This is a genomic window from Elizabethkingia sp. YR214, from assembly GCF_003058195.1.
Taxonomy (GTDB): domain Bacteria; phylum Bacteroidota; class Bacteroidia; order Flavobacteriales; family Weeksellaceae; genus Elizabethkingia.
In genome coordinates, this window is record NZ_QBUH01000007.1 from 158,627 (window position 1) to 174,996 (window position 16,370).

12 protein-coding genes and 1 pseudogene are annotated in these 16,370 nt (G+C 36.3%); 12 read left to right on the forward strand and 1 reads right to left on the reverse strand.

The features are described from left to right. The 12 genes from C8J95_RS14995 (at nt 1) to C8J95_RS15050 (ending at nt 15,956) form a co-directional block, all read left to right on the forward strand. Nucleotides 1-1,239 carry a sulfate adenylyltransferase subunit 1 gene (locus C8J95_RS14995; RefSeq protein ID WP_107809558.1) on the forward strand — a complete coding sequence of 413 codons (1,239 nt, stop codon included), beginning with the start codon at nt 1-3 and terminating at the stop codon, nt 1,237-1,239. Nucleotides 1,240-1,241: 2 nt separating this feature from the next. After that, complete coding sequence (epsC, locus tag C8J95_RS15000) at nt 1,242-2,075, forward strand: serine O-acetyltransferase EpsC (protein ID WP_107809559.1); 834 nt, start codon at nt 1,242-1,244, stop codon at nt 2,073-2,075. A 48-nt stretch (nt 2,076-2,123) separates the two neighbouring features. Beyond that, complete coding sequence (cysK, locus tag C8J95_RS15005; RefSeq protein WP_107809560.1) at nt 2,124-3,035, forward strand: cysteine synthase A; 912 nt, start codon at nt 2,124-2,126, stop codon at nt 3,033-3,035. A gap of 25 nt (nt 3,036-3,060) precedes the next feature. Further along, nucleotides 3,061-3,906: a uroporphyrinogen-III C-methyltransferase gene (gene cobA, locus C8J95_RS15010; protein ID WP_107809561.1), complete on the forward strand. Its 846-nt coding sequence runs from the start codon at nt 3,061-3,063 to the stop codon at nt 3,904-3,906. After that, the gene (locus C8J95_RS15015) at nt 3,896-5,602 is read left to right on the forward strand and encodes a sulfite reductase flavoprotein subunit alpha (RefSeq protein WP_107809562.1); all 1,707 of its coding nucleotides are present in this window, start codon (nt 3,896-3,898) and stop codon (nt 5,600-5,602) included. The genes cobA and C8J95_RS15015 overlap by 11 nt, the downstream gene beginning before the upstream one ends. Before the next feature lie 189 nt (nt 5,603-5,791). Continuing rightward, nucleotides 5,792-7,540 carry an NADPH-dependent assimilatory sulfite reductase hemoprotein subunit gene (locus C8J95_RS15020; protein ID WP_255412830.1) on the forward strand — a complete coding sequence of 583 codons (1,749 nt, stop codon included), beginning with the start codon at nt 5,792-5,794 and terminating at the stop codon, nt 7,538-7,540. Between the two features lie 178 nt (nt 7,541-7,718). Continuing rightward, the gene (locus C8J95_RS15025; RefSeq protein WP_107809564.1) at nt 7,719-10,607 is read left to right on the forward strand and encodes a TonB-dependent receptor domain-containing protein; all 2,889 of its coding nucleotides are present in this window, start codon (nt 7,719-7,721) and stop codon (nt 10,605-10,607) included. A gap of 2 nt (nt 10,608-10,609) precedes the next feature. Continuing rightward, nucleotides 10,610-12,121 (forward strand): TSUP family transporter, encoded by a 1,512-nt coding sequence (locus C8J95_RS15030; RefSeq protein WP_107809565.1) that lies wholly within the window; start codon nt 10,610-10,612, stop codon nt 12,119-12,121. A 648-nt stretch (nt 12,122-12,769) separates the two neighbouring features. Further along, nucleotides 12,770-13,714 carry a diguanylate cyclase gene (locus C8J95_RS15035; protein ID WP_107809566.1) on the forward strand — a complete coding sequence of 315 codons (945 nt, stop codon included), beginning with the start codon at nt 12,770-12,772 and terminating at the stop codon, nt 13,712-13,714. 143 nt (nt 13,715-13,857) lie between these two features. Continuing rightward, nucleotides 13,858-14,100 carry a hypothetical protein gene (locus C8J95_RS15040; protein WP_107809567.1) on the forward strand — a complete coding sequence of 81 codons (243 nt, stop codon included), beginning with the start codon at nt 13,858-13,860 and terminating at the stop codon, nt 14,098-14,100. Between the two features lie 825 nt (nt 14,101-14,925). Then, nucleotides 14,926-15,555: a hypothetical protein gene (locus C8J95_RS15045; protein ID WP_255412829.1), complete on the forward strand. Its 630-nt coding sequence runs from the start codon at nt 14,926-14,928 to the stop codon at nt 15,553-15,555. 206 nt (nt 15,556-15,761) lie between these two features. Beyond that, nucleotides 15,762-15,956, forward strand: a complete 195-nt coding sequence (locus tag C8J95_RS15050; protein WP_107809568.1) for a hypothetical protein — start codon at nt 15,762-15,764, stop codon at nt 15,954-15,956. 232 nt (nt 15,957-16,188) lie between these two features. Here C8J95_RS15050 and C8J95_RS18870 read toward each other — a convergent pair. Further along, nucleotides 16,189-16,370: pseudogene (locus tag C8J95_RS18870) on the reverse strand (threonine aldolase); the annotation flags it as partial.

Consider the following 16,370-nt stretch of genomic DNA (forward strand, 5'->3'; position numbering starts at 1 on the left):
ATGGACATATTAAGATTTATAACAGCAGGAAGTGTAGACGATGGTAAAAGTACCCTTATCGGCAGACTGCTTTACGATAGCAAAAGCATTTTACAGGATCAACTGGAGGTTCTGGAAAAGCATTCTAAAAACAAAAATGATGAAGGAGTAGATCTTGCACTTCTTACTGACGGACTGCGTGCAGAAAGAGAGCAGGGAATTACAATAGACGTAGCCTACAGATATTTTTCAACAGCCAAGAGAAAATTTATTATAGCCGATGCTCCCGGACATGTACAGTATACCCGGAATATGATCACCGGCGCATCCAACTCAGATCTGATGGTTATCCTTATCGATGCCCGCCAGGGGGTTATAGAACAAACCAGAAGGCATTCCATCATAGCATCATTACTTAATCTGAAAAAGATTGCTGTAGCCATCAACAAAATGGATTTGGTAGATTATTCACAGGAAGTCTATGAAAATATAAAAGCTGATTATGCAAAAATTGCAGAGAGTCTAGGACTGACTCAAGTTACTTATTTTCCGATATCAGCACTAAGAGGAGATAATATTGTAACCAGATCTGCTGATACAGATTGGTATAGTGGTGTTTCTCTTTTAGAATATCTGGAAGAAGTACAAGTAAATATCGACACAGATACCAACAGTCGCTTTCAGGTACAGTATGTAATCCGCCCTCAGGTAGATGAGTTACATGATTATCGAGGTTATGCCGGGAAAATCCTAAGTGGAGATTTTCGCAAGGGAGACCGCATCTATATTTTGCCTGCAGAGATTTCGACAAAAATAGACAGAATTGAAATTAACGGATCTGAAGTTGAAGAAGCTTTTGAAGGGCAGTCGGTAGTATTGCATATTGAAGATGATATAGATGTAAGCAGAGGTGACTTTTTTGTAGCAGCAGAGCAATTGCCACAAGTAGAAAAAGAAGTAGAAGTATTGCTATGCTGGTTAGATCAAAAAGCATTACAGTCTGGTAATAAATACATATTACAACACCACAGCAGGCAGATAAAAGCATTGGTGAAAGATGTGGAATATAAAGTAAATGTAAATACACTGGAACACGAAAAAGCAGATGGTGATATAAAGCTGAATGAAATTGTGAAAGTAACGCTAAAAACAGCACAGCCTCTGGTTTTCGATAGTTTCAGAAAAAATAAAGCAACAGGTTCTGCAATTCTGGTAGACGAAACCTCTAACTCGACAGTTGCAGCCTGTATAATTCAGTAAATATGAGTAAAGTGTCCGATTCTTTTATTGAGCAGATTTTTCAGAGAAAAAAAAGCGCATCATATGGTTTCTTCGACAAGAATAAAGCGGAAGCTTTTATGGAGGAATTATACCAGTTGCTTTTTCTTCCTCAGCATATCAATATGGAGGAAACACTGAGAAATAATTTTGACGAATTACAGAATAAACTTTTTGAATTAATTAAAAATACGACCGATGACAAACTTTTTGCAGAACGACAAGTGGAAGTGCTGTTTGATGCATTGCCGGAAATATATGATCGTCTGATACTGGATGCCGAATCTATTTTAGAATTCGATCCTGCAACAGAATCTCTGGAAGAAATTCTGCTGGCATATCCCGGATTTTTCGCCACTTATGTTTATAGAGTTTCCCACCAGTTGTGGAAACAGAAAATAAGGACTCTTCCCCGCATTCTTTCGGAATACGGACATAGCAAAACCGGAATTGATATTCATCCCGGGGCGGTTATAGGAGAACACTTTTTTATAGATCACGGAACAGGTATCGTGATTGGAGAAACCTCGGTGATTGGGAATAATGTGAAGATCTATCAAGGGGTAACATTAGGCGCATTAAACGTTTCCAAGGATAAAGCCAATCAGAAAAGACATCCTAATATAGAGGACAACGTCATTATTTATTCTGGTGCTACTATTCTAGGTGGAGAAACAACCATTGGCCGGGACAGTATTATAGGAGGTAATGTATGGATTACCCAGGATGTTCCTTCAAATTCCCTGGTCTATAACAAAAGCGAAATCAGAATAAAAGACAATAATCCGCTTCCGGAGTCATTAACCTTTGTCATTTAAAGTACTAATAACCATATATACAGTAAACAACAGCTAAAGAAAAACATTATGAAATTTCAGAATATATTAGAAACTATAGGAAATACACCAGTCGTAAAAATTAATAAACTTTTTAATTCAAATAGTGAAGTTTGGATAAAATTAGAGAAGAGTAACCCAGGTGGAAGCATTAAAGACAGAATTGCTCTTTCGATGATTGAAGATGCCGAAGCTAAAGGTCTGTTGAATAAAGATAGTATAATTATAGAACCTACAAGTGGTAATACCGGAATTGGACTTTCTTTGGTAGCTGCTGTGAAAGGATATAAGCTTATTCTGGTCATGCCCGAGAGCATGAGTGTGGAACGGAGAAAGATTATGGAGGCTTATGGAGCAGAATTCGTACTGACACCAAGAGAAAAGGGTATGAAGGGGGCTATAGAAAAAGCTAATGAACTGGCAGAAGTAACGCCAAATTCGTGGATTCCGAGACAGTTTGATAATCCTGCAAATGTGAAAGTTCATACAGAAACAACAGCACAGGAAATTCTGCAGGATTTTCCGGACGGACTAGATTATATTATTACAGGTGTAGGAACCGGCGGGCATATCACAGGAATTGCACAAGTAGTAAAACAAAAATATCCTAATGTAAAAGTAATCGCTGTAGAACCGGAATTATCACCAGTACTAAGCGGTGGTGCACCGGGGCCACATCCGTTACAGGGCTTAGGAGCAGGTTTTGTTCCGTCTATTCTGGATACCTCTGTTTTGGATGGTATTACTCAGATTGGCAAAGATGAAGCTTTTGCTTTTGCCATCGAAGCCGCGAAAAAAGAAGGGCTTTTTGTAGGGATTTCCACCGGAGCGGCATTAGCTGCTGTTGCAAAAAAACTTTCCGAAATACCGGCAGGTTCTAAAATATTAACGATTAACTACGACACGGGAGAAAGATATCTTTCTATAGAAGGATTGTTCTAAAACCGGTCTATACACCAGACTTTAAATGAAAACAACTAATAAAACACCAAAGGTATATCTTATCGGTGCGGGGCCTGGCGATCCTGATCTGATCACAGTAAAAGCTATTCGTGCCATTACAGAAGCAGATGTAATCTTATGCGACAGACTGGTTAGTCCTGAGATTGTGGATAACTATGTGAGCAAAGAGACAGAGATCGTTTATGTAGGTAAAGAATGCAGCAAAAAAGCATCCACGCCACAGTCTTCTATTAATGAACTAATGGTAGAATATGCACTTCAGAATAAAACTGTTGCAAGACTAAAGGGTGGGGATGTATCTATATTTTCCAATATTTTGGATGAATTACAGGTACTGAAAGAGAATAAGATCAGGTATGAGATTATTCCGGGAGTAACAGCTGCTCTTGGAGCAGCAGCCTATGCAGGAATGCCTTTAACAGCAAGAGGATATGCTACATCGGTAAGATTTCTTACTTATTATAAGTCCGAAATATTGACTGAAGATTACTGGGAAGAAATAGCAGAAACCAATGATACGCTGGTGTTTTATATGTCTGTAGGAAATCTTACCAATCTGGTAGATAAATTTAAAGAATATGGAGTCTCTTCGGAAAAGAAAATTGCCGTAATAGAACAGGCAACCACACCTTTTCAGAAAGTATATACTTCTTCTTTTGAAGATTTTGCTCAAAAGTTGGGGCATAAACTATTTGCATCACCATCGCTGGTGGTTATCGGCAAAATAGTAAACCTGCATGAAGAATTCTCCTGGTTACAAGATACAGGCGGAGAAGGATTGTATTTCAAATCAATAACCAACGGAACTCTGCTTCCAAAAACTCAAAACTTTTTTGAATATGCTGTCTGAAACTAAACTACAAGTACTGAAAGAAATATCCAGTGGCTTTTCCAGAGATGAAGCCATTTGGGCAAGCGGTTACCTGGCAGGCCTTGCAGGAACATCTGCCGCAGTGGTTGACTTACCGCCGCAGCAAGCCACGCATACAACAGCTGTAAAGAAAATAACACTGGTATACGGTACAGAAACCGGTAATAGTAAGAAACTTGCAACAGAACTTGCCGGAGTTGCTAAGAAAAAAGGCATTCAGGTAAAGTTGGGCGATTTATCCCAGTACAAACCTAAAGATCTGGCCAAGGAAGAATATTTATTTGTAGTAATAAGTACTCAGGGAGAAGGAGAACCGCCAATTCTGGCGAAGAAATTCTACGATTATATTCATGAGAACGAACTAAATCTTTCCAATATTAAGTTTGGAGTTTTAGCATTAGGAGACAGCACTTATCCACAATTTTGTAAAACAGGTGAAGATGTGGATACCCGTTTCGAAGTTCTCGGAGCAGAACGTATTATTCCGCTGAAGAGATGTGATATCGATTATGAAGAAGATGCTCACAGATGGCTCGATCATATTTTTGAAGTTGTACAAAATAAAGCAGCAAGTCCTTCACAGGCAACAGCGGCACCCAAGGCATCCTCTGGCAGAAAAAAATACCAGGGAAAAGTATCCGCTATTATTAACCTGAATGATATTACTTCTGATAAAGAGACGTATCATATTGAGATTGAAACAGAAGAGCCAATTACTTATCGTCCGGGAGATGCGTTAGGCGTTATTCCTTTTAACCCAAGGTCTGTAGTAGAAGAGATTATTGGTTTAACCGGTATAGATCCTGAAAAACAAATTCAGACAGCCAGAATTACTGCAAGTGCGGAAGAGCTTCTTCACCAGCATCTTAATATCAGTTACCTGCTAAAGACTACAGTTGCACAGTATGCGCAAATTACCAGGCAGGATATTCCGGAAACCCGTTTAAGTCTTCTGGATTTACTTAGAATTTATCCAGTGAAAAACGCAGGGGAATTCGAAGAAGTTATAAAAGCACTGACTGTTCAGGCTCCACGTTTATATTCAGTTTCATCCTCGCCGGAAGCACATGGAGATTCTGAAATTCATATTACGGTAGCCAGATCGGAGTTCTTTATCAATGATAAAAAACAAAATGGTTTATGCAGTGGCTTTCTCAGTGAATTTGAAGAAGATGGAGCTGTAGAGTTTTATATCCAGGAGGCTAAACATTTTAAACTTCCGGAGACGGCAAAAGATGTAATTATGATTGGTCCCGGAACCGGAATAGCACCATTCCGTTCGTTCCTTTGGGAGCGCGATGCTACAGGCGCTGAAGGGCGAAACTGGCTATTCTTCGGAGACCGGAATTTTGTGTCAGATTTTCTTTACCAGTCCGAGTTTCAGGATTTTATGAAAACAGGCGCCCTAACAAATCTGGATCTTGCATTTTCCAGAGATACAGCAGAAAAAGTATACGTACAGCATAGATTGCAGCAAAAATCTTCGGAAGTATTTCAGTGGCTTGAAGGTGGAGCATCGGTATATGTATGTGGAGCTAAAGAGCCGATGAGTAAAGATGTGGAAGAAACACTTCTTCATATTATTCAGCATGAAGGAAAGCGAAACGAAGATGAGGCTAAAAACTATTTAGAAGAACTGGAGCTTAGTGGCAGATATGCTAAAGATGTATACTAAAACAGTTTGATTGTAAAATCGTTAAACCGTATTCTGGATCTTACAGAAATTAAGAAAATAAAGTGGGTTGAAAATCTCAATATTCTAAATTTCTTAATGGTATAAAATATTAAATAATTTGAGATAAGTCCCGAAGAGACATATTAATATAAGATAGGATGAAATCCTATAGCTAAAAATAAAACAACAATCATGAGTGCTAAAGATAATCTTTCACCAGTAGAAAAGATAAAAACCAGTAGTAACGGACTTAGGGGGACTTTGAAAGAAAGTCTTCTGGATAATTTCACTGGTGCAATTCGGGAAGATGACCAGAATCTGATAAAATTTCATGGAATGTATCAGCAGGACGACCGCGATCGCCGAGAAGAACGAGTGTCTAAAAAATTAGAATGGCTGTATTCCTTTATGATCCGTTTGCGCCTTCCGGGTGGATTTCTTACTTCAGAGCAATGGATTGGATTAAATGAAATTGCAGGAAATTATTCTACAGGAACAATTAAAATAACAACCAGACAGACGATTCAGTTACATGGTATTCTGAAGTCGCATATCAAACCAACTATACAGTCATTCAATCTTCAGCATCTGGATTCTATTGCAGCTTGTGGAGATGTTAACAGGAATGTGACCTGTACTTCTAATCCTTCCGAATCACCATTGCATCAGGAAGCCTATGAGCTGGCGGGTAAGATCAGTGAATTGTGCTTGCCTAAAACAAAAGCATATTATGATATTTGGATTGATGATGAATTGGTAGTAGACCGCAAAGCGGAGGAAGATCCATTATATCAGGACAGATACTTACCCCGTAAGTTAAAAATAGGAATCGCCGTTCCGCCCAATAATGATGTAGATGTTTTTATTAATGATATTGCACTGATTGCTATTATCGAGAATGACCAAATTGTAGGCTATAATATTGCTGCAGGTGGTGGTTTGGGCTCTACGCATGGAAACGAAGCTACTTATGCAAGATTGGCTTCAGTTCTGGGATTTGTAGATACGGAAGAAAAAGTACTGAAAGCTGTATATGAAATTATTACAGTACAGCGTGACTTTGGAAACAGAAGCGATCGTAAGCTATCGAGACTGAAATATACAATAGACAAACTGGGAATAGAGCAATACCGTGCGGAAGTTGAAAAAAGATGTGGCTTTAGCTTTGAACCTGCCAGAGAATACCACTTTGAACAGCGAAAAGACCGCTATGGCTGGGTGAAAAACCATGAAGGTAAATGGTTTTATACAATATTTGTAGAGCATGGAAGAGTATTGGACGAAGCTGTAGGTTCGCAGATACTTGTTGAAAACGATAGTGTAGATTCAGCTATCCAGACAGATGAGGTGAGCCAGAATTACTATCCACTAAAATCAGGATTATTAAAGATTGCCGAAACCGGAAAAGCCAATTTCCGTTTCACTTGTAACCAGAATCTTATTGTTTCCGATGTTCATGAAAATGACAAAGCAGAAATAGAACAAATCCTTAAAGAATATGGAATTTCTGATTATACAGAAAAGGCCAGTGCATTACGTAAAAACTCTGTAGCCTGTGTTGCCTTCAATACCTGCTCTCTTGCATTAGCAGAAGGCCAGCGTTATTTACCGACTTTAGTAACAAGGATAGAACCTCTATTGGAAAAGTATGGTCTTTTTGAAGAAGACATCACCATCAGAATGACTGGCTGTCCTAATGGATGTGGCAGATCTCCAAATGCAGAAATAGGTTTTGTAGGTACCGCTTATGGAAAATACAATCTGCATATTGGCGGAGACAGATTAGGTACCCGTCTAAATACTAAATACAAAGACAACATTGGTGAAGATGAAATCCTGAAAACACTGGATGAACTTCTCGGAATATATGTACAGAAAAGAGAAGCTGAAGAAACTTTCGGAGATTTCTCATACCGCTACTTACAAATCACAAAATAAATATATGATAGATCTTCTTTACCGACAGAAAAAATCTCAGAAACATTACCATCATCTTTTGGGTATACGAATGTGTATGTGTTGCTAATACCAACAGGTATGGATGTGGATAGTTCGTATTGAACTATTCCATCCATTACCAAACATAAACATACAACGTAACCTAAAAACGATTATAATGAAACTACCCATACAGAGGAGTTTTCTGCAAAGAACACATCTTATATTATTTACATTTTTATTTTTTAACCTTTTTCAGGCTCAGCAGCAATTAATAGAACTGAGCGGAATTATTAAAGATACAGACAATCATAAAGGAGTCTCAGGAGCACAAATTCAGGTTGAAAATACTCAGGATATAGCCCTGACAAATCAAGAAGGAAATTTTAGCCTTCGTACCCGAGTGAAAATTCCTTTTAGAATTGTTATTAAAAAAGAAGGGTTTACCAGCCAGACTGTTGAGATACTTTCGTTATCTAATAAAATAACAGTAGAGCTAAACCCACAGAACACTATTATCAACGAGGTTGTTATCTCCGCATCCCGTGTTCCGGAAAAAGTACTGAAATCACCTATTGCTATAGAAAAGATAGATATTCGTACAATAAGAGAAAGCCCGGCAGCATCTTTTTACGAAACTTTGGAAAACGTGAAAGGTCTGCAGTTACTAACATCCAGCCTTACGCTCAAAGTTCCTAATTCCAGGGGTTTTAATTCACCCAATAACTTCCGGTTTATGCAGCTGGTAGATGGTGTAGATGTTCAGTCTGCAACTTTAGGTGTTCCTTTAGGAAATGCAATTGGTCCTACTGAACTAGATATTCAGTCTATGGAGGTTACACCGGGAGCAGCATCGGCGTTGTACGGAATGAATGCAATTAATGGGCTTGCCAGTCTTCAGACCAAAGATCCATTTACATCTCAGGGACTAAGTTTTTATTTTCGAGGTGGACTGAATCATGTGGATAATGTCAATCATAAAATATCAGCATTAGGTGAAAGCGCCATCAGATTTGCCAAAACGATTACTAAAAATCTCGCGGTAAAGGTTAATGCCTCTTACTTTAGCGGTGTCGACTGGATTTCGGATAACCGTACCGATCAGAATCCTAATTCATTGATTACAGCAAATCCTAAGTTTTCAGAACTAAATAACAATAATCCTGCGGAAGATCTATGGAATAAATATGGAGATGAGAGAAATAATCGTGTAGCTGTAAAAGTTGATTACAATGGAAAACCAACGACTTTTAATGTATCCAGAACCGGATACTATGAAAAAGATCTGGTAAGTCCGGAAGTAAAGAATATAAAATTTGATGCTGGATTATATTATCGTTTCGGAGACAATTGGAAAGCTTCTTATGTCTACCGTTACGGCTTGCTGGATGGAACTTTTCAACGTGGAAATAAAATCCGCTTACAGAATGCTACTGTACAAAATCATAAAGTAGAGCTTACCGGAAAAGAGCTTACAGTAAGAGCTTATGTTTCTATAGAAAATACAGGAGATTCCTATAACCTGAAACCACTTGCAGATAATCTGGATCTTACCAATCTGTCTAATAATAACTGGAAAAATGCCTTTCAATCGGCTTTACAAAATAGCCTGAATACAGGCGTAAATCTGAATGATGCTTTTGCTTTGGCCCGCAGAGAAGCTGATAAAAACAGAGTAGTGCCGGGTACCAATGCTTTTGAGCAATTGAAAAGTACAATTATCGGAATCAACAATTGGGATTCTGCTAATGGAGGTGTTGCAGGTGCTCCATTGACAGGAGGAGCTAAACTGGAACAAAAATCCAGATTCTATCAGGGCGAAGCCACTTATGACTTTAGCCGTTTTGTGAAAATATTTAATCTTCTTGTTGGAGTAGATTACCGTTTATATAGTATAACTCCGGATGGTAATAACTTTGTGGATTTCAGCAGACCTGTAGATCAACGAAATGTTCCGTTATCAGATGGTACATTTGGTAAAGACGTTACTTACCAGAAATATGGTGCGTTTGCTCAGATTACAAAACTCTTCTGGGATGAGAAGCTAAAACTAAATGTAGCTTTGCGTGTTGATCGGAACCCTGAATTTAAAACCAAGTTCAATCCAAGAGTTAGTGTTGTTTACTCTCCTGTAAATCAGCACAACTTCAGAGTCTCTTTCCAGAATGGATTCCGTTTCCCGTCTTTGTTTGAAGCGCTGTCTTTTGTCAATAACGGAAATGTAAGAAGGGTAGGCGGATTGCCGATGGTTAATGAAGGTCTTGGTTATTTAGATAACTCTTATACATTGTCATCCATAGACAGATTTACATCAGCAGTTAATGCTGAGACAGATGCCGGGAAAAATCAAAACCAGGCAGCATTAGATAATAAAAATCTTCTAGTCGTTGCCAGCTTGCAAAAATTGCAACCAGAAAGAATTAACTCTTTCGAGGTTGGTTACAAATCATTGTTATTTAACAATAGACTAGCTATAGACTGGGATTTTTATTATAATGTTTACGATGGCTTCCTTGGGCAGGTAGAAGTTGCTGTGCCTAAAAGTGGAAATGTAGGAAGTAATAATGCTGTTCTGGACATGCTAAACCGTAGTAAACAAGACAGATATAGGGTGTATACCAACAGTAATACAACATACAAAAGTTATGGGACATCGCTGGGAATTCGTTACAACTTCCTGAAGAATTATAATATAAATGCTAATATTTCTTATAATGATCTGGCTTCTTCCAATAATAGCTCTGATCTGTTCATTACTGCTTTCAATACACCTAAATGGTCCACAAATGTAAGTTTTGGTAATCGTGAGATTATTAAAAATGTGGGGTTCACAGTGGTGGCCAGATGGCAAAGTAAATTTTTATGGGAAAGTCCGCTAGCATCAGGAGAAATTCCTGCATTCTATACAATCGATGCACAGGTGACATGGAAATTGCCGGAGATTAATTCCAGCCTGAAAATTGGTGCAACTAATCTGCTAAACCGTCGTTATTTTCAGTATGCAGCAGGTCCCGAAATCGGTGGGTTGTATTACCTTGCTTATACCTATGATTTAAAATTTAAATAAAAATGAGTAACTCTTTATATCCCATATTTGTAAAGCTGGAAAGTCTTTCGTTGCTTGTTATTGGTGGCGGAAAAATTGCCTTGGAAAAATTACATTCCGTATTAGCAAATGCTCCTAAAACACCTGTGAAATTAGTAGCTAAAGAAATTATTCCTGAGGTCAGGGCATTACAACAGGAATATAAGAATCTTATTTTGGAGCAGAGAGCTTATACATATGCAGATTTTGATACTGCAGACCTTGTTATTGCAGCGGTTAATGATCTTGTTGTAGCAGAACAAATTCGTAATGATGCTCACGTGAAAGGGGTACTTGTTAATATCGCAGATAAACCTGAGCTATGTGATTTTTATCTGGGATCCATTGTACGTAAAGGCGAGCTGAAAATCGCAATTTCTACCAACGGAAAATCACCTACTATTGCAAAAAGACTTCGTGAAATTCTTACAGAGGCTATTCCGGATGAGGTGGACGAGGTACTGGATAATATGCAGAATATAAGACAGCAACTGAAAGGTGATTTTGATTATAAGGTTCAGGAGCTTAACAGGCTTACTACTGAATATTTGTCTAAAGATAAAGGAAAAGATAAGCAAACACTGGAAATAGAAAATCTGACCCGTATTACTAAGGTCGTACAGCGGAGAGCAAATATATATCTGGGGATTATTGGAGTAATGCTTCTTATCGGAATACTCGGAATTATTGTTTATCAGTTTAACTTGTGGGGAGATATTCAGGTTTTTCTTAATCAGGATGGGCATATATTCTACTGGATGTTATTTGTCGGCTTTCTGGCAGAAATTGTTGCCGGATCCATGGGAATGGGTTACGGAGTGATCTGTACAACGGTTTTACTCTTATTAAATGTGCCACCACCGGTAGTGAGTGCCAGTATTCACTCAGCTGAATCATTTACGACCGCAGCTGGTAGTTTCAGCCACTATAAACTGGGAAATGTAAACAAAAAAATGGTGTGGGTGTTGGTTCCTGTAGCTGTTGTGGGGGCTATTATCGGTGCATTCACTTTATCTCATTTCGGAGAGCGTTATGCACATATCGTAAAGCCTATAATTGCCTGCTATACACTATATCTAGGACTAAATATTCTGAAAAATGCTTTTAAGAAAAAGGGGACAGCAGTAAAGACCAAAAGAAAAACGAATCTGAGAGTACTGGGACTAGTAGGTGGTTTTATAGATTCTTTTGCCGGTGGGGGCTGGGGACCTTTGGTAACCGGAACACTGATGAAAGACGGAAGAACACCACGTTATGTAGTGGGGAGCTCTACAGTAGCTAAATTCCTGCTTACCGTAACCAGTGCCATTACTTTTATTTTTACCATTGGTATTCACCATTGGAATATTGTATTGGGACTTTTGTTAGGCGGTATTTTTACGGCACCATTCTCAGCAATGCTTACTGCCAAACTTCCCACTAAAAAAATGTTTATCGTAGTTGGTAGTGTTGTTATTATTATGAGCCTTACAACAATTATCAAATCCCTGTTTTGATATCAGGATTTATATTACCATAATGAAAAATTACACTAAAATATAAAATTACAAAGGGATAATCAGGAATATATTTGATTATATAATGCCTTAAAATATATTGTGATGTAAAATAAACATTGCTTTGGTTTTGCTCAATTTTTTTAATAAGGACCGGAAGAAATATCCGGTCCTTTACGTATTTCTATACTCCGGAAATTTTTATGACCGCTTTTTTATAGATTAATAAGGAAACAGAATATTGATTTTTGAAAGGGCAGTTATAAAAGATAGTTTTGCTACTTATTGAAAACACTTCCTTTTTATCATTTTTTGTTTTCATAATATGTTTTTTGGTGAGAGATTTCTATAGAAGTTTCCTCATTTTATTTATTGTTTGTATGTTAATTGGTTGATTTTTAATGTTTTATTTATATTTTTACATTTTATATAATGAATTTAAATAATGATTTTAGTTTAAATTCAAATGATGATATACATGTGTGTAGGATGGTTTTTACAATATGTGTATTCGTTTTCTGAAATGCTTGAAATAATAACCGGAAAAGAAATAGTTAAACAAAAATCCCCGGTATTATAATAAAAATTACTGTTCCCTTATAGACAGGTATATACTTAATAGATTGCGAATGAATTAAAAAGAATATCATGCTAAAGAAATATTGGAGTTATATCGCAAATAAAGATATAACGAGAGATATGAATAAGCTGGAAATTATACAAGCCAGAATAATTAACCAGATTATATTTCTTAAAGGAATTTTTTTTATTATAGATGCTATAAGAGACCAGGTATTCGGACTTATCACAAGCTCTTATGTTTTATTTGTAATGGGATGTTTGCTGCTCTCTTCCTTCTTTTTTGGTAAAGCTCGCTTCAATCCATATAATATATTCGCTATTTTTTTACTAATAGGGCTTATGGTTTTTTATTATGCATCCAAAGACGGATTCGATAATGGGATTACCTATTACTACTTTTCATTACTCACAATTGTGTTACTAGTACTAAATGGAAAAATAGGTGTTAGACTGATCATTGTATTCTATACCATTATTTTTAGTTTCTTTTATATTGGTTATATCTATGACTTTTACTTCTTCGACAGTACATTACTGGTTCATAAATCCCTTGAAGATAATGTTAGAATTATCACTTTTGTACAGGCATTTATTCTTCTGTCAGTAGCAGGTTATTTTATTGTCCTAAAACATAATCAGCTCACCGGATTGTACCAGCAGGTACTAAGGAGTGAATTTATAATATCGGAGTTGAATAAAAAGTTAAATGAGGGTATGAAAGTCGATATAGGTGATGTCGTAAAGTCGGCTATGAATAATGATGTCACTTTTATTCCTTTATTCAAGGAAGCTTTCCCTTATTTCTATAATAATCTTGTATCTGAAAATCCCCAAATGACGAATGATGAGTTTAAATTTTGTGCATTACTTAAATTAGGATTCCAGACTAAAGATATTGCTGAATATTGTCATTTTACTGTTCGCACCGTTCAGACAAAAAAGAACAGACTTCGAAAGTCATTTAATATTTCTTCAGAAATGGATTTGTATACATGGATAGATAGTTTTTAACAGGTTTTGCCTTATGCTGTAGGTATGTTGTAATAGCTGTTGTATCTGTGCTGTAATACCTGATGTATTCATACAGTAGCCCTTTAATAGCAATTTTTCTTTAATCTGTTTACTATTGTATTAAACTTTTCAATCATCAAATCATGAAGGTATACAATAAAAACAAAACAGATAGAGGCTGTAAGCTGGATACAATTAAAGTATCAAAAATAATTCCGGATATTGATACAACTTCTCCTACAAATGGAAATAACATTATACAGCCCGATAGAAGTTTCCTGTGGGAATATATTCCTCCAATCATAGAAGTCACTTGGGTTGAGATGGAAAATTGCTTAGCGGCAAATTCAGGCTTTGCACTCCCGGAAAAAACAATGCACCAATAAATGAAACTTGGGACAATGCTTATGTTAAACCAGACAGCACTTCCAATTCAGGATCCTTGTAAACTGGTGCACATATGATAGAGTTCCTATCGTTGTGTAAAGAATCCTTAATTAAATAGAATTATCATCATTTGTTTGTAAAATCTGTTAGCTATTTTCCTGGGTAACCGGATATACAGGGTACCATCATTTTGTTTGTTAGCAATGTTTCAGCGGGTAGTAAAATTTTTACTACCCGTTTTTTATTAAATCTAATAAGATGTTTTTGATGTTGCTATTCAGTTAGTTGTATTAAAAGTAATAGGTAGGGGATATATTGTTTTTGTAAATTACAGGAAAAAGTAATATATAAAGGGGGTATTGATATAGATGTTATTCCGACAGATATCATGATTTTTGCTTAGATAAAATTCTATCCTTATTTTGAACAACAAATAATAAACAAACATATAATGATGATGAAAAGTAAACAAATAAACAAGGGTCCATATCCGGTAACGAGTAAGTTACAAATACAAACCATTATTAGTACTGCTTCAATATTACTTTAAACAGGCAGGGTGTTACAGGGAGTTTTCCATACAGAAATTGATATGATTGCTGAATGATTTTTATTCACAACAGGCGGAAAACTGAAATAAAACAGCTTATTCATAATTATGAAAAGAATGACGAGAATGGGCATGTGTAATAACTGTATTTTGTAAATGTGTAAATAATATACACCTGCTGGTCTATGCTTTTTTCTGTGTACTAAATCTGTCTTCTGACACCTTCCTTTTAAGTATGTAAGTATTTAGATGTTATAGTCTTTATTCTGATCATATGAAGATAAATATTGAAACATACCTGATCATACTATGGTTGGTACATTTACCCTTTTCTTGTAATTCTGCTTCAAAGACTGAATTATGCCATAATTCTGATATACCGTCATCATATAAAAATGATGTTAAGTATAATCATGCGATATATTTATTAACCGCCGATATTGCTGAATTGAAAGAGGATAGGAAAGATAATGTTTTAATGTATACAAGTGTGCTTTTGGCTTCTGCTTTTGGACTGGGGTTGTTTGTGTATAAGAGGATTAGTGCATCGGAATCTAAAAGAAAAATTTTGGAGAATGAAACCAGAATACTGAAAACAAAGATTCATGACAAAAGCTTTGATGAGGTAATAGCATTGGCAAAAAAGAACGATACGGTATTTTTCACCAAGTTCACAGCTTTGTACCCGAATTTTGTACCTGGTCTGCATAAGATTAATCCGGATATGAAGCGTTCAGAACTTATGTTTTGCGCTATGTTAAAACTGAATTTCTCTTCAAAAGAAATTGCAAATATTACCGGGGTATTACATACCTCTGTACAGAAAAGGAAAAATAAAATTCGAAAAAGGCTAAATATTCCCAGTGAAGCTGATCTTTATTTTTTCTTTGATCAGTTGGGCTAAAAAAATGTCCTGAATCTGTCTGTTATTTATTGTTTATCAGTAATATATAATTATAGGTAATAGATGAGGGATAGGCTGAAATAAAAAATAAATGGTAAAGTATGATCCAAAGGATAGTATAGTATAAGGCTTAATTCAATAGATATTTTGACTTTTGTTTACGCAAAATGATGAACCTGAATTACATATAAACAGAAACACAAATGATGAAAAAAAGTAAAGAAACTGAATGTGGCTTTTGCAAAGAAAGCTACAAAGAACCTGTATTGATTGTAGAATCAATAGAGTTAGAGTATGGCATTGCTGCCGGATCTGCAAAAGTAATCCCCCCTGATTCCTCAGGATCTGTAAAAGAAGAATGGGATACCGGAGCAGATGACAATCGTACTATAGAATGGTAATACAATCCTAAAATCACAAAAGATGAAAAATAAAACCAGTAATGACATTGGTTTTTAGAATAATATACAAAAACACACTTCAGAAATATTATTCATTATTCAGCAAATTAAATTTGCAGGAACAGATGACCTTCGGGGCATCTGTTTTTTTAATGCACCATAGCTATAATCAGAAAAAGACTATTGTTGAAATAAAAAACAGGCCCTAAGGCCTGTAACGTGAGTATATTTACTAAAACTTTATACTGCTTATCCTTTCCGCGAATAAGTTTAGTTGTTCATCCGAAAAATCTAGATGAGTTACAAACCGGACGAGGTCCTTACCAAAAGAAGAACAATAAATGTTATTTTCTTTAAGTTTGTTTACAAATGTTGCAGAGTCAATAGTGTTTGGAAGTTTGGCCATTACAATAT